This is a genomic window from Myxococcota bacterium (genome assembly GCA_040387835.1).
Taxonomy (GTDB): Bacteria; Myxococcota; UBA727; order UBA727; family JABDBI01; genus JAZKCZ01.
In genome coordinates, this window is the sequence record JAZKCZ010000002.1 from 106,710 (window position 1) to 128,186 (window position 21,477).

Consider the following 21,477-nt stretch of genomic DNA (forward strand, 5'->3'; position numbering starts at 1 on the left):
TTTTCATCCTATGCAGCCATTTACGGCGCTCTAGCCGCGCTGCCAGTTTTATTAATCTGGATATATTTTTCCTGGGTCATTGTTCTATACGGCGCGAGTGTGACTTCCCGGCTTAGGCCGCTTCGCGATGCGCATTGATAAACTCAATCGCCCGCGCCTCAGACCAATATTCGCCTTTGCGATTAAAAGCGACAAAGCCCACATGACCACCGTATTGAGGCATCTCTAAATATAAAAAGGGATTTTCGGAGGCAATCTCAGTTGGATAACAAGAAGGCCCCAACATTGGATCGTCTTGAGCCGTGACCATTAGTGTCGGCACACCAATCTGGTCCAAGTATTCAAGACAGCTAGACTGCTTCCAAAGCTGCTCCGCGTTTTGCAGTCCAAACAGTGGCGCGGTGAACCAGTCATCAAGCTCTTTAAAAGAAGTCACGCTTTTAAGCCTGTCTAACGACACAGGCAGTTTAACTCGTGCAGATTTAGCGCTAATTTTTTGTTCAATTGTCCGCATGAATTTGCGAAAGTAAATCCAGTTTTGCCGGGCTGTTACCTGCGTGGCACAGCTCTGGAAATCGACGGGCACAGAAAATGCAACCGCACTTTTAATTTTCGGGCAGAGCTTCTTGCCCTGCTCTCCCAGATATTTGAGTGTCAGATTCCCACCCAAACTAAATCCAACCAAATAGATTTCATCGAATTTATCTTCGACATGACTGACAACCGTGGCCAAATCCTCGGTCTGGCCGCCATTATAAAAGTGCTGCTTGCGATTGGGCTCGCCGCTGCAACCCCTCAGATTCCAAGCGAGTGCCGAGATACCTTGCTGGTTTAAAGCCTTAGCCATGCCCAACATGTACGAGTGACCTGAGTGCCCTTCTAATCCGTGGGTCAAAATCGCAAGCCGCTTAGAGCCAACAAACGACCAATCCAAGTCTAAAAAATCTTCATCAGGTGTCGCAATGCGCTCCCTCGAATAACGCACCCCCCAGGTCTGCCTGAGCAGCGCCGGGTAGATGGTTTGTACATGTGGATTGGTAAAAAGCCGGGGTGGAACATAGGAAGAGCGTTCAATGAGAGGCATGCTTAAGGCTCCTCCTGCTGTTTTTCGCGAAGCACTTTCTTAAAAGGCTTTTTCGGCTTAGGGGCGTTCGCCCGCTCCTTTCGCGCAGCTTCATCAGAAAGCAAACGAATCGAATCTGGATCCGTTGCCATCCCACGACCAACTAAATCCAACTTGGGTTCAACTCGGGGCATACTGAAGAGTCTAACATGCCCCGACTAATTAATGAACCCTGGCAGACTTCTTACCCGATGAACAAATCGAAACTGCAGCAGTAGCCTTGCGAAAACTGGCACCGCTGTCAGGATCACGATCAGGCCCACGCGGCGTACTCTTTTTGATACTGTCCCCACATCCGGTCACATAACGACGAGATCGCCCCCCAATTGAGTTCAGATTAGACCCCTTGTTGCCTCCTAAATAACAGATTAGCATTGACTCGGCGGCTTTCAGATCGTCACCTTCTAAGCCCGACAGCAATATGGATAGATAGGCTTCCCTATCACCTAACCAAGCGTGAAACCTGCTGCCATCACCATTTTCAGCCGCTCGAATATGTTCGCGATTGCGGTCTGCCACTCTGCGCTCTCCATCGGTACCTGAACTTACGCGCCCCACGTAGTAGTTAGACACACCATGTGTCGCAAACTGTTGTCGATACATGCGTGCAACGGCGCGTAAACCATCATCATCCACAGGATTGTCGCTATCAAAAACAACCGTTGGAATATCTCGCGGCAACGGCTGATCGGTATAAATATATACGGCTCCAGGAAAATCGGTAGGCAATGGTAACACGGGCTCCAAAGTGAAAGCGTTTGCGCCGGGCGTTAACACTGGCCTTAGGTCTCCCGGGCGGGGAGTTCCCGTGGTAGGTGTATCGAAAATGGAAACCAGACGAAACCTCGGGCTGGTCGCATCGCCAACATAGTCTGCAAGGTTAATTGGGGCCCTAGCAGGACTTCTACGATCATCATCGCTATTATCATTGCTACTATCATTAGTTGGCTGATAATCAGAATCATCCGAATGGGGTGATTTAGGCGGATCGACAGCAAGCAGCAAATCAGCGGAAAGCATCATTAAAACAATTAAAAATTTATATTTCACATTCAACCTTAACACAATTGTATTTTTGAGTTATTCTCAAGTTGCAATGCAATTGCCATAAGTTTATTTTTAATTCAAATTATTAATTCACTAAAAACAATGGCTCACCAGCTAAATAATTAGCCGTTCCTAGCTTTCGGAAATCAATAAAGTGTATTTATTTTCAAGATCTACATCGACAAATAAAAACATGCAACCAACGCAAATAAGTCAGTTGCGATGCGAGTCTTCGATAGAAATTTAATGCAATGGAATTGCTTTAATGTCTGATTTTTGCTTTGGTTCGAGCAAGATGCCAAAAATGATCTTTTTGAAGGTTCGGTTTAAGGTTTTCGACTGAAAGTTATTGAAAACTGCTTGCTCTTCAATGCTAACCATTTCACCTTTTTTGAGCTTGACGCCGACCAGCGCAAACCAATTGTCCCCTACCCTAACATAGCTAAATTGCTCCTTTTCGATCACTTCCTTTACGGCGCCCCGATATTTTGCAGCGGCCTGGAGCTTTTGAGAACCAGCGAGACCCACGGGGGGTAATGCTGGCTCAGGCTTAGCCGAATCCGTGCAACCCGCTACGAGGACAATCAAAAAGAGGGGCGAAAGCTTCATAGTTCTCGGTCTATCTCAACTTGCAAAAGCTGTCTAATGTCTTCGAGTGTCAATGAACGCTGACCGGCTTGGTCTGCCAGTAGAACGTCGTTCGCGATGGCGCGTTTTTGCTCACAAAGACTCAAGATCTGCTCTTCAATGCTGTCTTGGCAAACCAGCTTAATCAAATGCACGGTCTTGGTTTGACCAATACGATGCGCTCTATCAGCGGCTTGATCCATGACTGCCGGATTCCACCATGGGTCGTAGTAAACCACGGTGTCAGCAGCGGTCAATGTAATCCCCGTACCGCCGGCTTTTAAGCTCACCACGATAACGCGGGGGCCATCTGGGTCTTGGAACTTGGAAACCACGCCAGCTCGATCCATGGTGGCACCATGCAACCAAAGCGTATCTTTGACACCTCGTTTTTCCAAGGCTTCAATTAATATCTTCTGCATTTTGACAAACTGACTGTAGACAATCACTTTGCGGCCCGAAGACAGGCATTCGTCCATGACTTCTAAGAATAGGTCTAACTTTGCAGAAGGCGTATCCCCAGCCCGATCCGGGAGCAAACGTGGATCACAACAGACTTGGCGAAGGCGCGTCAATGCAGCCAAAAGCGGTATGCTGTTATGACTGCTTTGGAATAGCTCCTGCTTCGCAAGGCGCAAGATCTCAAGGTAGAGGGCTTTTTGCGCAGGCAACATTTCACAATGCAAAATATTTTCGATTTTAGGCGGCAAGTCGCTTTCTACATCTTCTTTACGGCGGCGTAGAATCATTGGCCGAACCCTGTCTCTCAACTCGGCGTTCTTCTCAGAGGAGCCGTAGCGCTTCAAGAAAGTCCGCTCATCACCCAAGATACCCGGCGTTACGAGATCCAAAATACTGTACAAATCGGAAATGCGATTTTCGATGGGCGTACCAGATAGGGCCAAGCGATGATCTGAATTAATCAAACGTGCCGCTTTCCAACTCTCGGTCTTGGAGTTCTTGATCGTTTGCGCTTCATCAATAATCAAATAGCGAAATGGGATCTTAGACAAGCTATCGATATCGCGCCTGAGCAACGCGTAACTCGTGACCACCAAATCGACTTTTTGAATTTCGTCCAGTTGCAGATTTCGTTCAGCACCATGCCATTTCATGGTTTTTAGACCCGAGAAATGCCGGGCACATTCAGCTACCCAAACGTCCAAAACGCTGGTCGGTGCGACCACGAGGTTTGGCTTTTGACCTTCCTGATCTCTTATTTTAGCAATCAACGATAAAACCATCAAAGTTTTACCGAGACCCATTTCATCTGCCAACAACCTTCCCAAGCCAGCACGGTGAAGCTGCGACATCCACGCCAGCGCATCATGCTGATAAGGCCTGAGTTCCGTTTGCAAAGAGACTGGCAACACCCGATCTTCCGGCAAGAGGGTTGGGATAAAGTTCGTTAATCTTTCGTAGAGTTCCAGCTCTGCCTCGAGCTCAACATCCGTAGAAAGCATCTTGAGCAAAAGCGCTATCTCTGAGAATGAATAATCTTTCTCTTCCGACAAATCGTCTAAATCTAGCGATTCAGTCAAAACTTTGAGCGAGCGGACCGTCTCAGGCGAGAACGTTAAAACCGTGTCATCATCTAGCAGCAAAGCGCTGGCGTTTTGCCCAGCCATTTCGAAGAGCTTCTCCAAAGAAAACTGAAAATCGCCCAGCTTAACTCTGGCCTTAAGCATGGAGCCGGACGCGCTTTTCTCCACCACCAAGGTCGGCTTTTGAGGCAAGTTAACCAGTTCAGGCAGGCAGTCTTTGTCCACTTCAAGCCAATCGGGCAAGCTTTGAGAATCGGAGATTTTGGACAAAAGGTTCAAGGCGTCTTGGCCTTTCACTCCGAAACCTTTATGTTTCTCGGCCGGCATAGCACCCAGCCCAAGCAGGTATTCTTTAGCTTTTTCTTCGTCTTCAATTGGCCGTTTAACACACGTGCCATCGTCAAACCAGAAAACTGGCTCACTGTTGCCTTTCGACCTGATTTCCACTTCGTCGGTTAAACTGCCCACAGATAGAATATTGACCAAATGCAGTCTGAGCTCGCCCGATTTCGTCAGCAATGCGCGCAGGACGATTTGGCTATTAGCGTCCATGCCTAAAGAATTAAGGCAGGACAGATCGACGCCCATTTTTGCCAGCTGCGAATATGCCTGCAGGGGCTGTTCTTGGCCAAAATATTCAATGGATAAGCCAGCAACAGATAAAATACGGTCGGCTTCGGCAGGCAAGAAAGCCGGTTCTAAATGATAGCTCTTTAAGTGCTTATCAATAATCAGCGCGCGGTCCACGCCCAAAACTTTAGGCTCTTCTATAATTTTGCCGCCCGCATCCACAACTTTAAAACATAGCTTTTGGTCAATCAGAAAGCCCGCAATCTGTGCTGGGGTCGAAGAAAGGGTGACAATGCCATGACCCTTAATTTCCAAACTCAAGTCATTGGCCAAGGAAAATAGGTTCAGTGCCTGATTTGGGCTCAAGGCGTAGACATCTTTACGCGCCGAAAATGCTGTCGAATTCAAAAAGACATGCACCACAGCCAGTTGCCTTGGAGAAAGTTGCAACTTTGGGTCTAAAAGCTTGCTAGGCTCAGAAATCGCACCCTCAAGCTGGCTGATATAAAGCTCAGCCAAGCACTTACCTTCACGCTTAGGAAAATCATGAAGTACCACCCGCATCGAAATGATATCGGGTTTAATTGCTTCTAATAAGTGTAACCAAGGCAGCTCTAGCATTGATGATCCCGTAGATAATTGGGTACGAGGTTAAAACATTCGTCCATAGGTGTTCCTGGCAATAGCGATACAATATGTGCTGCATCAGGACCTAAGGTCTCTAAGTAGGCATCTTCGGGAAGAGATTTGGAAACGGAGGAAGCACCCTGTCGGTAGATATAAAATTCAGCGCGTCTGGCATCTATCGCCACACACTGGAACCCACGCTTATCAATGCCCGCGAGTGTATCGAATCCAATCAATGGAATTTGCAGCGCCATCGCCAAGCCTTTAGCATGCGCCATCGCAATGCGAACGCCAATAAACGACCCCGGCCCGATACCCACTGCAATGGCTTCTAGGTCCTTCACTTTCAAATCCGCTAATTCGAAGCAGCGCCTAACAGCGCCCGGGAGGTTTTCACCGTGTTTTGTGTATTCTTCTAGAAAAACTTCGGCCAAAATCTTACCGTCACGCGCCAACGCGACAACAGCGCGCGGGCATGCGGAATCGATCATAAGCCAAAGTGGATACATATAAGCTGTGGTGCTTATTAGAACCAGCCAAGCTTGTCTACAGCGGTTGAGTTGCTTAATATATTCGTTATGCAACTCGATAAAATGACTACCAAGCTCAGGGAAGCCTTGGAAACAGCCAGACAGACTTGTATTTCAAAAAACCAGCAGCAACTCTCTTTGGTGCATGTGCTTCAGGCTTTGATGAACCAGCAAGATAGCTTGGTCCCTCAAGTATTTGCCAGTCTAGGGGCAAATACCCAGGCAATTGCCTCCGACGTAAAGACCCAAATTGACAACGAACCCAAGGTTTCAGGCACTGAGTCCCAGGAAGTCTATTTAGCGCCAAACGTCCAAAAGGCTTTAGAAACTGCTGGCAATATCGGTCAAAAATGGGGAGATAGTTTTCTCTCCACAGAAACGGTTCTGCTCGCTTTAGCTCAAACCGGCGTCACCAAAAGTTTTCTGGAAAGACATGGCGTTCATGCCAAAGCTATCGAAAAGGTCATTTTAGACCTCAGACAAGGGAATGCCGTATCTGACGAAAATCCCGAATCTAAAACGGGAGCCTTACAAAAATATACCCGCAATCTCACCAGCGATGCTCGCGCAGGCAAGTTGGACCCGGTCATTGGCAGGGATGAAGAAATCCGCAGAACCATGCAGGTATTAAGCCGGCGCTCCAAGAACAACCCAGTTCTCATTGGCGAGCCCGGCGTAGGTAAAACAGCCATCGCTGAAGGCATCGCCATGCGGATTGCCACTGCGGACGTTCCTGACAGTCTGAAAGACAAGCAATTGGTCGCGCTTGATTTGGGCGCTCTCATAGCTGGCACCAAATACCGCGGTGAGTTCGAAGATCGCCTCAAGGCACTCATCAAAGAACTTCAAAAAGGCCAAGGCGATTACATCCTATTTATAGACGAGCTTCACACCCTGGTAGGTGCAGGCGGTGCTGACGGCGCTATGGATGCTAGCAACATGTTAAAGCCTGCCTTGGCCAGAGGCGAGCTGAGATGCATTGGCGCAACCACGCTCAACGAATACAGAAAATACGTTGAAAAAGACGCTGCCCTAGAAAGACGCTTCCAACCGGTTTATATCACAGAGCCAAGCCTAGAAGATGCCATTACTATCCTTAGAGGCCTGAAAGAACGCTATGAATCCCATCACGGGATTCGCATAACAGACGGCGCCATTGTCGCCGCCTGCGTTTTGTCGAATCGCTATATTACCGCTCGCCAATTGCCAGATAAGGCCATCGACCTAATCGATGAAGCCGCCAGTGCGCTGAAGATGCAGATTGAATCAGTGCCAGTCGAATTGGATGAACTAGAACGAGCCATTACTCGCCTGGAAGTAGCGAAACAAGCTTTAATGCGGGAAAAAGACGCATCCAGCATGAAACGCCTGGAAGAAACAGAAAGAGAGCTGGCCGAGAAAAAAGAAAAAGCCGTCTCACTCAGAGCCCGCTGGACCACTGAAAAAAACCGCATTTTGGAAGTCAAAAATACCAAAGCACAAGTGGAGCGCCTCAAGCATGAAATCGACATGGCCCAACGCCAAGGCGATTTCGAAAATGCAGCCAAGCTTCAATATGGCGATCTATTTGAGCTGGAGAAAAAGTTAGATGCCGCCCCGGCCTCATCGAATTTTCTCAGAGAAGAGGTCAGCGAAGAAGACATTGCCGGCGTAGTCTCCAGATGGACTGGCATTCCGGTACAAAAAATGTTGGAAGCCGAAACTGAGCGGCTCCTCCACATGGAAGAACGCCTGGCCGGTCGCGTTATCGGCCAACAAGAAGCCGTAACTTCAGTTAGCAACGCCGTGCGCCGCAGCCGCGCTGGTCTCTCGGATGAAAAAAAGCCCTTAGGCAGCTTTCTGTTTTTAGGCCCAACCGGAGTGGGCAAAACCGAATTAGCCAGAGCGTTGGCCGAGTTCTTATTTGACGATGAACACGCCATGATCCGAATCGATATGTCCGAATACATGGAAAAGCACTCGGTTTCACGCTTCATCGGCGCTCCTCCCGGCTATGTCGGTTATGAAGAAGGCGGCCAACTCACAGAAGCAGTCAGACGCAGACCCTACAGCGTCATTTTGCTCGATGAAGTTGAGAAAGCAAGCCCTGAGATTTTCAACGTTTTGTTGCAGTTACTAGATGATGGCCGCCTAACCGATGGGCAAGGACGCGTGGTTGATTTCAGAAACACGCTTGTTCTGATGACCAGCAACATTGGCAGCCAATACCTTTTAGAAGGTGTTACCCCAACCGCGCAAGAACAAGTCTTAAGCGATTTAAAAGCGCACTTTAGACCTGAGTTTTTAAACCGCATTGATGACATTATTATGTTCCATGGCTTAACCCGTGAAAATCTGACATCCATTGTAGATATTCAGCTGCAAGAACTGATTAGACGGCTGAAAACACGAGACCTGGGTTTTGAAATTTCAGGCCCAGCCAAAGAAAAGCTTGCAGAAATCGGCTACGATCCAATCTTTGGCGCACGCCCCTTAAAAAGGGTCATTCAGCGCCAAGTGGTAGACCCTATTTCCAAGGCGATTTTGGAAGGTCGCTTTGGCCCAGATAGTAAAGTTAAAGTTGATATTTCAGACGGTCATATAAAGATTTCTTAAGACATTCTGCGATATGCTGGGCGTATGAGTCTACGCGCCCAGAAACTTCAATCGCTAGCAGAAGAGTTAGCGCAAGAAGGTCTTATTAATGCCGAACAATTGGCCCAAGCTTTGGAGCAACAAAAAAGCCAAGGTGAAGACCTAGGCGATATTTTAATCCGCAAAGGATTTTTATCGGAAAGCGATTTCAATATCCGTTTGGCCAAAAAAGCGGGTGTGCCTGTTGCAACTCCAGAGGACTTAAAGCCGGATCGAGCGCTTACAGGCCTATTGCAGGCTGCTCAAGCAAATCGCTGGCAAGTTATCCCCATTGGCGAAAGCGGCAAAAAGCTAACGGTCGCAACTTCTGACCCATTCGATTTCATTGTGTTAGATGAGATTAGAGCCGAATTAGGCCGCGAAATCACTTTTGCTTTGGCGTCCAGGCATGAAATCCGAAAACTGATTGAAACTTATTACACGCAAGGCCCTAAAAACATCCGTGTGATTGAGCCCGAAACGAGCGGCATGAACGCGGTTTCATTGGTGGACGAATTAGTTGATAGCGCCTACGCCGAAAAGGCCAGCGATATACACATTGAAGCCATGCGCGACTCCGTGCAAATTCGATACCGAGTCGACGGCGTGCTCGAACATCGTAAAACCATCCCTATCAACTTCCACCAAAGCGTTCTTTCCAGAATCAAAATTTTAGGGGGGATGGACGTAGCCGAGCACCGCATTCCACAAGATGGGCGCTTTCGTCGAAAAACCGGTGGTCAAAATCTCGATATTCGTATTGCCACCTATCCCACCATTTTGGGCGAATCCGCAGCGATTCGTTTGCTCTCTAAAGAAAGCTTAGTGACACTGGAAGATATGGGCCTTGGCGTCAACGAAAGGCAAATATTTGAGCAGCTGATTAGGCGGCCTCATGGTATCTTTCTAGTAACAGGGCCAACCGGATCCGGAAAAACAACCACCCTCTATACAGCGCTGCATAACATTGATCGCAACAAAAATCATGTGCTCACCGTAGAAGACCCGGTTGAGAACGAAATCGAATTTACCAGCCAAACGCAGGTCAATGTCAAAGCCGGTCTAACGTTTGCCACAGTGCTTCGCTCAATGCTACGAGAAGATCCTGACATCATCATGGTCGGTGAAATCAGGGATCAAGAAACGGCAGAAATTTCCTGTCGGGCTGCGATGACGGGCCATTTGGTGCTGTCTACGCTTCATACGAATACCGCCATTGGCGCCATCTCCAGATTAATCGACTTGGGCCTGCAGCCCTATCTCATTTCGTCCACTTTGATTGGGGTCATGGCTCAGCGCTTGGTGAGAAAACTGTGCCCGCATTGCCGCATAGAAGCGCCTATTCCTAAAGAAGTTGCGACCTATCTGGCTAACAGAGCCGGCGGCTCCATCAAAAACTTTAAAAGCACAGGTTGCAGCGCTTGCAAAGATAAAGGTTATAAAGGTCGAGTCGGCATTTACGAACTTATCCCGGTAGACGATGAAATCCGCGTACTTATCAATACCCGCGCACCAGAAGTCCGCATTAGAGAACGGGCAAAAGTCTCAGGATGCACGAGCATTTTCGAAGATGGACTGGATAAGGTAACCAACGGTATCACCAGCATCGAAGAGGTCTTTAGAGTATGCGGTGAAACCCTATGACCATCTTTCATTATAAAGCGCGAGATTCCAATGGTGTCGAGATTATCGGTGAATTGGATGCAGCAGATCAAGCCGCTGCCATGGCTCTGCTGCTTGAAAAAGGTGTATTTCCTGTTTCGATAAACTCAGGCAAGGCCGACCTCAAACCGACTTCGTCGCCGTTAAAAAAGTCCATTTCTCTTCCCAAGCGCGCCAAATTTGGACCTAAGGAACTCGCCAGCTTCACAAGACAGTTTGAGGTCATGTTTGCGGTGGGGATGCCTGTTGATAAAATATTGCTGACGCTAAGTAGACAGGCAGAACATCCAACGATTCTGGCGGTGTTGGAAGATATTCAAAAAAGCGTGTCCGGCGGCACCAGGCTTTCCGAAGCATTCGCCAAATATCCTAAATATTTCAACAAGCTATACACCAGCATGCTTGAAATGGGACAAAGTGCAGGCGTTTTGGACAAAACCCTACACGAAATCTCCAATATCCTGCGAAAAGAGCACAGCATCCGCACCAAGGTAAAATCAGCTCTTCTTTATCCTAAAATCGTCATGTTCACCGTCCTAATCGTTACATGGGGCATGTTGGTTTTCGTATTTCCGCCGTTTAAGAGCTTTTATGCAGATCAAAATGCAGTACTCCCGCTACCTACCCGCATCGTGATGGCTATGAGCGATATGCTCATTCACAGCTGGTATATTCCTTTGGCAATTGTTGTTGTCAGCTATTTGGTTTGGCGGCGGGCTAAGAAAATTCCCTATGTTGAGCATCTCCTAGGCAAGCTTGCATTAAATATACCCGTGTTTGGCCTCTTGAATCGCCTCGCTTCCAATGCGCGCTTTGGGCACCTCGTTGCCGCTCTTTATCGAGTCGGTCTGCCATTGCCTCAGACTCTGGCTATTGTGGGCGAGACACTGCCCAATATTATCTTTAGAGAAGAAGTCGCCCTGCTGAAAGAAGGGGTGGAACATGGCCAGTCGCTGTCATTGGGCATGACCAAATCAAAATGCTTCTCGCTTTTGATGAAAGAAACCTGCGCCGTTGGTGAGCAAACAGGTAAGCTCGACACCACTTTAGATGCTACGGCTGGGTTTTATGATACCGAATTAGATGAGCTGCTGGACAACTTGTCGACATTAATCGAACCGTTCATGCTCTTCATCCTATTCGGCATCGTTTTGCTGCTGGCTTTAGCGGTCTATCTCCCCATCTGGAACATGTCCAAAGCCGTGCTGCACTAAAACTACAACAAGTTCGCGGCCATTTCGGCTAGTTCCGAACGTTCGCCCTTATCTAGGGTAACGTGCCCTGCGATGCCTTCAGATTTAAATCGGTTTACCACGTGGATAAGTCCATTGTTGGTGACGTCCACGTATGGATTGTCAATCTGGTATGGATCGCCGGTCAGGACAATCTTCGTGCCTTCGCCTGCTCTGGAAATAATCGTTTTCACTTCATGCGGCGTTAGATTTTGAGCTTCGTCGACAATCATAAACTGCGCGGCAATCGACCTACCTCGGATATAGGTCAACGGCTCAATCTGCATGATGTTCATATCGAGCAACTCCCGATAGCTACGGTTCGATTTCGCGCTGCCACTTTTTGAATTCAGTCCCATCAAATATTCAACGTTGTCGAAAATAGGCTGCATCCAAGGGTTTAGTTTTTCTTCAACATCACCTGGCAAAAATCCGATATCTCGCCCCAACGGGAAAATCGGTCTTGAAACCAGCAATCGTTGAAATGAATGGTCTTCGGCGGTCTTTTGAAGCCCGGCCGCTATCGCCAACAAGGTTTTGCCTGTGCCAGCTTTACCTGCCAGCGTCACCAACTTGATAGAGTCATCTAGCAATAAATCCAAGGCAAAAGCTTGTTCTTTATTCTTAGGCCTGATGCCCCAAGCGCCCTGTCTTTGCAGTGCCGTTAGCGGCGTTACTTGCCTGTCCAAAAGCGCAAAGCGGCCCAAAGCTGTATGTGAAGGGTTGTTCTTGTCTTTTAAAACCAAATATTGGTTTGGCGCATAGTATGGATCTGGCAGCGATAGGCCGCCATTAGCATAAAACTCATCGATTTGGCTGCCTTCGACTTCCAGTACCGAGTAGCCTTTATAAAGCTCATCGACCTCGGTGCGCTCAGGCTCGAAATTTTCAGTGGTGATCCCAATGGCATCAGCTCGAATGCGCAGATTGGTGTCTTTCGTTATAAAAACGATTTGATCGCCTGGCGCGGCTTCGCTCTGAAGCTCCAGCGCCACGGCTAAAATTTTGGAGTCTTGCCCGCGATCGGTAGAGATTTCAGGGGGTAACTTACGAGCGGTAATCGCTACGCGAAGCAAACCACCGGAGTCAAGCTTCACGCCTTTAGACAGCGAGCCTTCAGAGCGCAAATCATCTAAATATCGACTAACCTGTCTGGCATTTCTGCCCAGTTCAGAAAGTTCCTTTTTAAAATTATCGATTTCCTCGACCACGTAGATTGGAATGACAACTTGGTTGTCTCCAAAACTAAACATAGATCTTGGTTCGTGGAGTAAGACGTTGGTATCAAGAATGAATGTCTTCTTCATTCCTAATGAAGTATCAGCAAAGATTCTTTTTTTCCAACAAAACCATATTCTCGTCGGGCGATTTGTTCGATAACGGCTTCAGACCTGGCGCTATGGCCAGCAAGAAGTCCGATTTTTTGCTTTTGCTCTAAAATACGAGCCTCTAAAAATGCGACTCGTGTTTGCAGGCTTATTTTCTTGTCATGCATGGACCAATATCTGGGAAGGGCCGATGACCCAAACAAAGTGTACCCAAATACAAAAATACTGGCGGCCACAACTGCGGCCACTCCATGCTGCAATTTCATCTATCTAATAGTCTACATTCACATACGACAAAATACCAATCAATCGAGCTTTCTTGATTGCTTGAGTTACTTTGCGTTGGTTTTTTGAGGTAAGACCCGAACGGCGTCCCGGAAGAATTTTACCTTCTGGAGACACAAAGCGACGCAAAACGTCGGTATTGTGATAATCCACCGACATTTTATTTTGAATAAAAAAGTCAGCCAAACGGCGTTTATTTCGGCCGCCTGCAACAGCATTTTTAGGGTTATTGAGCGGGTCGTCTGCTACAACAAAGTTGGTCATAAGCCCCATCTCATGACAGATTAAGGGCCTATTGGCAAGAGGTCTATTCTATTTCTGCAGACGGCGCAAAACCAGGCTCCGTGCCAGCCACAAATGCTTCCATAATAGGCGGCTTTGCCAGGGTTAGAACTTCTGGGTTTTGCCTAATCTCGCTTTCATCATGAGCCACCACACTGGCACCTGCACCGGGATCATAGACCGCATTGGTGGAAGCGAGCTCCCCTGTCTTTTGATCGATCAAGCGCCACACCACCCCTGAAGGCTGCACAAACTCTTTCGCAGGCATTACTTTAAGCGCCCTAGTCATAAATTGACCCCAAATCGGCAAAGCAGCTACCGCGCCATACTCGTTCATACCCAAAGAACGATTATCATCGAATCCAACATAGACCCCCGCAACCAAATCTTGGGAAAAGCCGACAAACCAAGCGCTTCTAAACTCGTTGGTCGTGCCAGTCTTACCCGCTAAAGGCGCGGTCAATCCAGTAATACGTTTTCCTGAGCCCGCCATCAGACTGCGCATCATATTGGTCATCACAAAAGCGCTCGCCGGCTTAATTACAGGATGCGATTCTTCTTCGGTCAAGAACAAAACTTTACCTGTTCCGTCTTGTATTTTTTCGATCATAATGGGCTTGCCCACCATACCCGCTGCCGGAAAAATCGAAAAAGCATTAACATGCAACAGCGGAACCACTTCTCCAGAGCCAAGAGCCAGCGTTAAATCTCTAGGCATAGGCGTTTCAGGGGTTACTTCCCCAGCTCGTTCAACCAAATCGAGCACGGCCCCAATGCCCACCTGTTCCATCAAACTAATACTGCAAATATTGATCGAGCTCACCAAACAGGAACGGAGTGTTATCTTGCCCAAAAACACACCTTTATCGTTCTTAGGTCGCCAGTTTTGGTATTCCTTCGGCGAATCATCAATCAAAGTGGCAGGCGTCGCAACACTTTCATCAATCGCAGTCACATAAACAAATGGTTTAAACGAAGATCCTGGCTGCCTTCGCGCCTGCGTCGCCCTATTAAAGTTAGAGCTGGCAAAATCATATCCGCCCACCATGGCGAGCACGCGATGTGTCTGCGGATGAATGGCCACCAACGCGCCTTCTGCCAACGGCTTTTGTTCTAACGAAAGCTCGATGCTACCGAGCTTTTTATCCACTCGAACCAGGATAATATCGCCAGCTTTCAATGCAGCACTCATTTTCTTAGGCGGTTGGGTATAGTGCTCTGGGTTAAAAGGCCTAGCCCATCCCATTTTACTAAGCGGCAAGATCCCGCGAGCATCTGCTCCCAACTCGATCACTGCTTGCTGATTCACATCTGAGACGCTTTTCACAACCCCCTGTACGATGGTGTGCTCATCGATTGCTCTGGTACTCGCTCTAATTCGCTCAGCCGTTTGAACGGCATCTTCACTTGGCAATCTGGCCAAAGGCCCGCGATAACCTTGTCGTTTATCTACATGGCGCAGGCCCCATCGCATCGCGTCGTTTGCAGCCAGCTGCAGCTGCATATTAATGGAGGTCTTAATGTTAAAGCCAGCCTTATAAAGCTCGTCCTCGCCGTACTGCAAAATTAAATAACGTCTAATTTCTTCAACAAAATAAGGCGCTTTATTTAAATAAGGATCGCTTCTTGGCTTTACTACGATCGGCTCTAAGCGTGCCTTTTGCGCTACAGCCGCCGGGATTAAACCGTGGGTAACCATCTGCTCCAACACATAGTCCCGCCTTTGTCTGACGCGCTCTGGATCCTTAATTGGATTGATTTTATTCGGGCTTTTAGGGACCGAAGCCAACGATGCAGCTTGGGACAAAGTAAGCTCTTTGGCCGGTACACCATAGTAAGTCTGGGCGGCTTCTTCGATCCCATATGCGCCGTTACCAAAATAGATTTGATTCAAATATAAATTGAGGATCTCATCTTTGGTCAGCGCATCTTCAATACGTTTTGCCAAAATAAACTCTTTAATCTTTCGTGAGTAAGTCCGCGAATGCGTCAATAGCATGGTCTTCGCCGTTTGCTGAGTGATGGTGCTACCTCCGATTCTTTGCCCGCCAATGAGTTGGTATTTGACCTCGTTAAGCACAGCACGGATAACACCGAAATAATCAATGCCTTGGTGTTTATAAAAATCTGCATCTTCCGCGCCCAAAAATGCGTTCCGCACTTGAGCCGGCAAAGATTTGACCGAGATAATCGTTCGCTTCTCGATGGCAAACTCGCCAATTAAGTTGCCGGATGAATCGAAAACTCGACTCACCTGATACGGCTTATAGTCTTCGACTTGATCGAGTTTCGGCAAATCATGTAAAATAATTTGGACAGCAGCGAGGGCTGTTCCACCGAGAAATGCCAAACCAACGGCTAATATTAGGAGAATTCGAATTAATTTTTTACTTTTCACTCACTCTGTCTTAGGGCAAAGATAGGCATATGATCAAGTACCTGGGTTCCAAACGTCAGTTGATCCCCCAGATTCTAACGACAGTTTCGCAGGCAAATCCAAAAGCCACCCAGGTTTTAGATTTATTTTCAGGCACTTCGCGCGTAGGCCATGCTTTTAAAAAAGCTGGATATCAGGTGTTTTCCAACGATCACAACGCCTACGCTTTCTGCCTGGCACAATGTTATGTCGAAAGCGACCTAAGCGATCATGGCGACGAAGCTCAACGATGGATCGACAAATTAAATAGCCTGCCAGGCAAGCCAGGATATTTTACCGAAACTTTCTGCATTAAATCCCGCTTTTTTCACCCCAAAAACGGCGAAAAGATAGATGCCATCAGGGAAGCGCTAGCCAGCGAAAATATTTCGCCAAATTTAATGGCGGTCCTATTAGTTTCTTTAATGGAAGCAGCCGACCGAGTCGACTCCACCTGCGGTATCCAAATGTCCTATCTTAAATCCTGGGCACCCCGTGCAGGCAACGAGCTGCAATTAAGGCTTCCCAATCTTCTGCCCCGCTCAAACCATGGCCCAGGCAAAGCGCATTGCTTGGATGCCCTAGATGCCTCCCGTGAACTCAAAGCCGAAGTCATCTACGTTGATCCACCCTATAATCAACATAATTACCGGCGCAACTATCACATTTGGGAAACTTTGGTCTTATGGGACAAGCCTGAATTCTACGGCATTGCCTCCAAACGCATTGACTGCAAAAGCCATCAAAGCTCATTCAATAAAAAAAACCAGTTTATTCATGCCTTTAGTGAACTAATATCGAACCTACGCGCTCAAACCCTGGTGGTATCTTTTAATAACGAAGGCTTCATCAGCCAACCGGAGATGGAGTCTCTGTTGGCACAACGTGGAAAAGTCTCGGTTCAAACCATCGATTACAAACGCTACGTAGGTGCCCAAATCGGCATTTACAGTCCAAAGGGCAAAATTGTCGGCGAAGTCAGCCACCTCAGAAATAAAGAATTTCTCTACACGGTAGCTATGGCCTAAGGCGAGCTCATGAGTAACAACGGCTCGAACTTTAAATAATCGCAAGATAGCATCCGATATTCAATACCATTGATAAACCCCTGCGCGGCCGTTCGATGCGATCGCTCGCCATGCAAGTGCCCATACACACATAGCTTTACTTGAAATTGCTCAATCAGCTCAGAGAAACCCGTTGGGCCTTTATTTGCCGCAAATGGCGGATAATGAATTGCCGCAATGATAGGCCGCCCGTCTGCTAATTTCTGAGCGGCTTCCAAAGACATCTTCAAACGTAAGCACTCACGTTCATAAATCTTCTGATCTTGGTCCGTATAATCCAATGCACCTGGCGCCGACCAGCATCTGCTACCCGCAACCACGGCAAAACCTAAATCATAACAATCGTTCTGAAGTGCCACGCAACTCTTAGGCAAAGCTGCTCGCACCTTGCTGATACTGCTCCACCAATAATCGTGATTGCCCCTACCTAAGATCTTAAGGCCGGGCCTGTCACCAATCCATTGTAAGTCCAGCCGTGCTTCTTCCAAACGCATCGCCCAAGACAAATCGCCAGGGCATAAAACCACGTCATCCGGAGCCACCATGCGATCCCAAGCTTCTGCCATACGCTCTGCATGTCCCCGCCAATGGGAACCAAAGATATCCATCGGCTTATTAGAAGAAAACGATAAATGCAGATCACTAATGCCCCAAATATTCATAAGTTTTCTACCTTTATCGTTTAGATTAAACGAAAGCTAGTCTCAAAGAAGCTTTAAGACCGCCACCTTTCTGCGGACACGAAATTAAGCTATCCCCAAAAAATGACTCCTATTGAACTTGAAATTGGTATGGGAAGAGCCCATTTTTTATTTGAACGTGCTCAAGCAGAGCCTGAGCATCAAATCGTTGGCATTGAATACAAAGCCCAATGGGTTACCCAAGCGCTAAAAAAACAACATCGTGAACAAATTTATAATGTGACACCAATTCACGGAAATGCGTGGGACATTGTTCCGAAACTATTTGGACCAGAAAGTCTAGATTTGATCATTGTTAACTTCCCAGACCCTTGGTGGAAACGCAGGCATCACAAACGACGCGTCTTAAACGACAAGTTTATGAAAATCCTGCTCCCGATGATGAAGCCCGGAGCGCGGTTTTTCTTTCAAAGTGACGTTAAAGAGCTTTTTGACGTGTATGATCAGCTCCTTTCAGCCTATCTCACTAAGGTGCCTTGCGACGTGAACCCGTTGGGAGCGAAATCACACAGAGAGAAAAAATGCGAGGAATCCGGCTTGCCAATATATCGCACGTTGCTCTACAAGAATCCTCATGTCCAGGCCACAACATGAGACCCTTGTTCATCTAAGTAATTCCCGAGCAGCGTCGATGCCAACGCGTGCAGCTTACGAATTTGTTGAAATGGACGATTCAGAGCAAAGTCTCTCTTATGCAGCCATCGATTCCAAGGCACGCGCCATTGCGGTGGCTCTAAAAGAACAAAAACTTGAGGGCGAGCGCGCGTTATTGCTGTACGCCCCAGGTCTCGATTACATCACAGCCTTATGGGGCTGCTTTTATGGTGGCGTGACGGCGGTACCAGCTTATCCACCTGATCCAGGTCGTTTAGACCGAACCTTGCCCCGCCTCATGAATATAGTCGACGACTGTGAAGCGGCCGCCATTTTATCTACAAGCCTCATCCAAAGTTTTGGCGAAGCCAAGTTACCAGGCAAATGGATCGCTACCGATACAATCGAGCAAGACTTGGCCTCTTATTGGTCAATGCCTAAAATCAATGGCGATACGCTGGCCTTGTTGCAATACACCTCAGGATCAACCGGCTCTCCCAAAGGGGTCATGCTCACGCATCAAAATATCTTGGTTCATGGCGCTTACGTGGAAGACGATGCAAGACTGCATCAATACTCGAGAGCCGTTGCTTGGCTACCACCTTATCATGACATGGGGCTGGTCGGCAGCATCATCCAACCCATGTACACCGGCTTTTTATCCACGCTGATGTCACCGCTGGATTTTCTATCAAACCCTTACAAATGGCTTAAATTACTATCGGACAAGAAAGGCGAAATGAGCGCCGCACCCAATTTCGCCTACGATTTATGCACCAGGCGGGTTAGCGAAGAAAAGAAAGCCACCCTCGATTTAAGTAACTGGAAATTTACGATCAACGGCGCAGAACCGGTCAAGCTCGAAACCATGCAAAACTTCACAAGGGCCTTCGAGTCCTGTGGATTTAAAATGGAGACTTTTTTCCCTTGTTACGGCCTAGCAGAAAGCACGGTCTACGTCTGCGGAGGCTCTCAAACCGGCGTTCCCAAAGTCAAAGACGGTTTTGTCAGTTGCGGCAAACCCAAAGACCCGTCCATGATCCAAATCAGAGACGGCGAAGTCTGTCTTAAAAACGACTACCTTTCGAGCGGCTATTTTAATAAAGCCGAAGACAACCAAAAAGTCTTCAAAGATTATTTCTACACCGGTGATTTGGGCTTTATCGAAAATGGCGAACTATTTATTACCGGCAGAAAAAAAGACCTGATTATTATCAGAGGCCGCAACTACTATCCTCAAGACATTGAACAATGCGTCGAAAAATCCAGCGCTAATGTGCGTAAAGGCTGCACCGCAGCATTTTCTATCAGCACAGGCGCCACCGAAGGCCTAGGTCTCGTGGCTGAGTTATCAAACCCTGCCCTTGAAGAAGAAACAGCTGCGGCCGTCCGGCACGCCGTCAGCTTAGAATTCAATCTAAAAGTGGCAGCGCTCAAGTTTATCCCCGCAAAATCCATTCCAAAAACATCCAGCGGTAAAATACAACGCTATGCCTGCCGTGAATTGGTAACCATGGATGCATCAGTCAAAAGCATCTTAGGCTTGGATGCTTTAGCCAACATTGAAGAAAACAAACCCCTGGTGTCCTACGGCTTAGACTCCTTGATGCGTCAAGAGCTATTGGTGACCTTAAATCTACCAGGCGATACGGTGATCGATGAAAACACAACCCTAGCCTCATTAAGAGAGCTTCCTGTTTTGGCGGCCAAAAAATCAGAGCCGCCCCGTAAAGCCAGCCAACCGTGGAGCATAAAAAGCCAGATTGAGCTTTTAGAAAGCACAGGTCTTAAAAATCCATACTTTATCCCGCTAGAAGATCGCTCCTCGGTCAACTTCTCTAACTATAATTATATCGGCCTAGCCGGCCATCCCGAAGTGTCAGCCGCTGCCAAGGAGGCCATTGACCAATACGGCACTAGCGTATCCGCCAGCAGACTGGTTTCAGGCGAGCGGGTTTTGCACCAAAAGCTTGAAAAGAAAATCGCAGATTTTATCGGCGTCGAAGATGCAATCGTTTACGTTGGAGGCCATGCCACCAATGTTGGGACCATTAGTCATCTCTTTGGGCCTGGCGATTTAATTCTGCATGATTCCCTGAGTCACAACAGTATCTTAGAAGGCTGCAAACTATCTGGCGCTAGAGCGATGCCTTTTACGCATAATGATCCAGCCAGCTTAGAAAGACTGCTGATAAGCCATCGCGCCAACTTCGCCCGTGTCTTAATTGTGATTGAAGGCGTTTACAGCATGGACGGCGATATTTCCGACCTGCCTGCTTATGTCCACTTAAAAAAAGCCCACGATGCCCATCTCATGGTCGATGAAGCCCATTCCATCGGCGTCTTAGGCAAGACCGGCCGAGGCTTATCAGAATACTGCGGCGTAGATCCCAAAGACGTCGATTTCTGGATGGGGACACTCAGTAAATCACTCGCCAGTTGCGGCGGGTACATCGCTGGCGCGCATGAAGTCGTCGAATATCTACGATACACATCCCCAAGCTTCGTCTATAGTGTTGGCATCTCCCCGCCTAATGCCGCAGCTGCCCTGAAAGCCTTCGAAGTGCTAGAGCGCGAACCCGAGCGGCTGGTCCGGCTCAATGCAAACGCTAAGCGCTTTATATCGTTATGCAAAGCGCGTGGTATCAATACTGGCCTCAGCAATAACTCAGCCGTTATTCCAATAATTATTGGCAATTCTTTGGGAACGTTACAGTTATCCGAACGATTACTTTCTCAAGGGATTAATATCAGACCGATTATTTATCCTGCGGTTGAAGAACATTTAGCCAGGTTAAGAGTTTTCATGACTTCGGAGCATACTGACGGCCAAATCGAAGAAGCGGTGGCGCATCTGGCGAGCAAGCAGTAACTCCACAAAAATTCAGCTGCAGATGCTCATCGGTTCTTTCACGACAAAGCCCAACCAATTCATCGAGTATGGCCCAGTCGGATGCCCGTTTCAACTGCCTATTATGAATATGATTCAATAAGGCTGTATAAGCGTTGGGTTGCTTTACTTCCAAAGCCACCTTTGACAAAAGCATATAAATACCTGTTCGCTCATTTGGTTCCGCTAAAGCATCCCAATAAAGGTTGTATTCAACTGAGCTCGCAACATCTGGATCCTGTAATAAAAACTGCAAGTTGGGCAATGCAGCGTTTGAATTTAACGAAAGCATTAGTATGCCTACAAAAAAAGCCGTAAACATGGTTTTCAACGCGATCA

The 21,477-nt window shown here is 47.7% G+C and carries 18 protein-coding genes; 6 read left to right on the plus strand and 12 right to left on the minus strand.

All coding sequences use genetic code 11. The features are described 5' to 3' along the window. Window positions 1–112: 112 nt before the first annotated feature. The 6 genes from V4534_03130 to tsaB all read right to left on the minus strand — a co-directional run bounded on the left by V4534_03130 (window position 113) and on the right by tsaB (window position 6,029). Window positions 113–1,084, minus strand: a complete 972-nt coding sequence (locus tag V4534_03130) for an alpha/beta fold hydrolase (GenBank protein ID MES2503851.1) — start codon at window positions 1,082–1,084, stop codon at window positions 113–115. 2 nt (window positions 1,085–1,086) lie between these two features. Next, the gene (locus tag V4534_03135) at window positions 1,087–1,257 is read right to left on the minus strand and encodes a hypothetical protein (GenBank protein MES2503852.1); all 171 of its coding nucleotides are present in this window, start codon (window positions 1,255–1,257) and stop codon (window positions 1,087–1,089) included. Between the two features lie 28 nt (window positions 1,258–1,285). Further along, a complete protein-coding gene (locus V4534_03140) occupies window positions 1,286–2,173 on the minus strand; it encodes a hypothetical protein (protein MES2503853.1) in 888 nt (295 codons plus the stop codon). 240 nt (window positions 2,174–2,413) lie between these two features. Then, window positions 2,414–2,779, minus strand: a complete 366-nt coding sequence (locus V4534_03145) for a hypothetical protein (protein ID MES2503854.1) — start codon at window positions 2,777–2,779, stop codon at window positions 2,414–2,416. Continuing rightward, a complete protein-coding gene (locus V4534_03150; protein ID MES2503855.1) occupies window positions 2,776–5,532 on the minus strand; it encodes a DEAD/DEAH box helicase in 2,757 nt (918 codons plus the stop codon). The genes V4534_03145 and V4534_03150 overlap by 4 nt, the downstream gene beginning before the upstream one ends. Then, window positions 5,526–6,029 (minus strand): tRNA (adenosine(37)-N6)-threonylcarbamoyltransferase complex dimerization subunit type 1 TsaB, encoded by a 504-nt coding sequence (gene tsaB / locus V4534_03155; GenBank protein MES2503856.1) that lies wholly within the window; start codon window positions 6,027–6,029, stop codon window positions 5,526–5,528. The genes V4534_03150 and tsaB overlap by 7 nt, the downstream gene beginning before the upstream one ends. Window positions 6,030–6,116: 87 nt before the next feature. Between tsaB and clpB the strand changes: the two genes are divergently transcribed. The 3 genes from clpB to V4534_03170 are packed head-to-tail and all read left to right on the plus strand — an operon-like array spanning window position 6,117 to window position 11,557. Then, window positions 6,117–8,663, plus strand: coding sequence for an ATP-dependent chaperone ClpB (gene clpB, locus V4534_03160; GenBank protein MES2503857.1), 2,547 nt, complete (start codon window positions 6,117–6,119; stop codon window positions 8,661–8,663). Window positions 8,664–8,687: 24 nt separating this feature from the next. Beyond that, the gene (locus V4534_03165) at window positions 8,688–10,325 is read left to right on the plus strand and encodes an ATPase, T2SS/T4P/T4SS family (protein MES2503858.1); all 1,638 of its coding nucleotides are present in this window, start codon (window positions 8,688–8,690) and stop codon (window positions 10,323–10,325) included. Further along, on the plus strand, window positions 10,322–11,557 hold the full coding sequence (locus tag V4534_03170; protein ID MES2503859.1) for a type II secretion system F family protein: 1,236 nt from the start codon (window positions 10,322–10,324) through the stop codon (window positions 11,555–11,557). Before V4534_03165 ends, V4534_03170 begins: the two co-directional genes overlap by 4 nt. 2 nt (window positions 11,558–11,559) lie before the next feature. Here the strand turns inward: V4534_03170 and V4534_03175 are convergent, their stop codons facing one another. From V4534_03175 to V4534_03190, 4 genes are read right to left on the minus strand one after another with little or no spacing between them, the layout of a single operon-like run. After that, window positions 11,560–12,882: a PhoH family protein gene (locus V4534_03175; GenBank protein ID MES2503860.1), complete on the minus strand. Its 1,323-nt coding sequence runs from the start codon at window positions 12,880–12,882 to the stop codon at window positions 11,560–11,562. 2 nt (window positions 12,883–12,884) lie between these two features. Next, the gene (locus tag V4534_03180) at window positions 12,885–13,169 is read right to left on the minus strand and encodes a septum formation initiator family protein (GenBank protein MES2503861.1); all 285 of its coding nucleotides are present in this window, start codon (window positions 13,167–13,169) and stop codon (window positions 12,885–12,887) included. A gap of 4 nt (window positions 13,170–13,173) precedes the next feature. Further along, window positions 13,174–13,452 carry a 30S ribosomal protein S18 gene (gene rpsR / locus V4534_03185; protein MES2503862.1) on the minus strand — a complete coding sequence of 93 codons (279 nt, stop codon included), beginning with the start codon at window positions 13,450–13,452 and terminating at the stop codon, window positions 13,174–13,176. A 43-nt stretch (window positions 13,453–13,495) separates the two neighbouring features. Further along, window positions 13,496–15,868, minus strand: a complete 2,373-nt coding sequence (locus tag V4534_03190; protein ID MES2503863.1) for a PBP1A family penicillin-binding protein — start codon at window positions 15,866–15,868, stop codon at window positions 13,496–13,498. Window positions 15,869–15,897: 29 nt separating this feature from the next. Between V4534_03190 and V4534_03195 the strand changes: the two genes are divergently transcribed. Continuing rightward, the gene (locus V4534_03195; GenBank protein MES2503864.1) at window positions 15,898–16,914 is read left to right on the plus strand and encodes a DNA adenine methylase; all 1,017 of its coding nucleotides are present in this window, start codon (window positions 15,898–15,900) and stop codon (window positions 16,912–16,914) included. On the opposite strand, the gene V4534_03200 is transcribed toward V4534_03195, so the two are convergent. Further along, complete coding sequence (locus tag V4534_03200; GenBank protein ID MES2503865.1) at window positions 16,911–17,615, minus strand: metallophosphoesterase; 705 nt, start codon at window positions 17,613–17,615, stop codon at window positions 16,911–16,913. The genes V4534_03195 and V4534_03200 overlap by 4 nt on opposite strands. 102 nt (window positions 17,616–17,717) lie before the next feature. Between V4534_03200 and trmB the strand changes: the two genes are divergently transcribed. Together trmB and V4534_03210 are read left to right on the plus strand one after the other, a co-directional pair. Continuing rightward, a complete protein-coding gene (trmB, locus tag V4534_03205) occupies window positions 17,718–18,248 on the plus strand; it encodes a tRNA (guanosine(46)-N7)-methyltransferase TrmB (protein ID MES2503866.1) in 531 nt (176 codons plus the stop codon). Window positions 18,249–18,285: 37 nt separating this feature from the next. After that, window positions 18,286–21,120 (plus strand): aminotransferase class I/II-fold pyridoxal phosphate-dependent enzyme, encoded by a 2,835-nt coding sequence (locus V4534_03210; protein MES2503867.1) that lies wholly within the window; start codon window positions 18,286–18,288, stop codon window positions 21,118–21,120. On the opposite strand, the gene V4534_03215 is transcribed toward V4534_03210, so the two are convergent. Then, window positions 21,053–21,460 (minus strand): hypothetical protein, encoded by a 408-nt coding sequence (locus tag V4534_03215; GenBank protein ID MES2503868.1) that lies wholly within the window; start codon window positions 21,458–21,460, stop codon window positions 21,053–21,055. The two genes, V4534_03210 and V4534_03215, sit on opposite strands and share 68 nt — an antisense overlap. Window positions 21,461–21,477 lie beyond the last annotated feature (17 nt).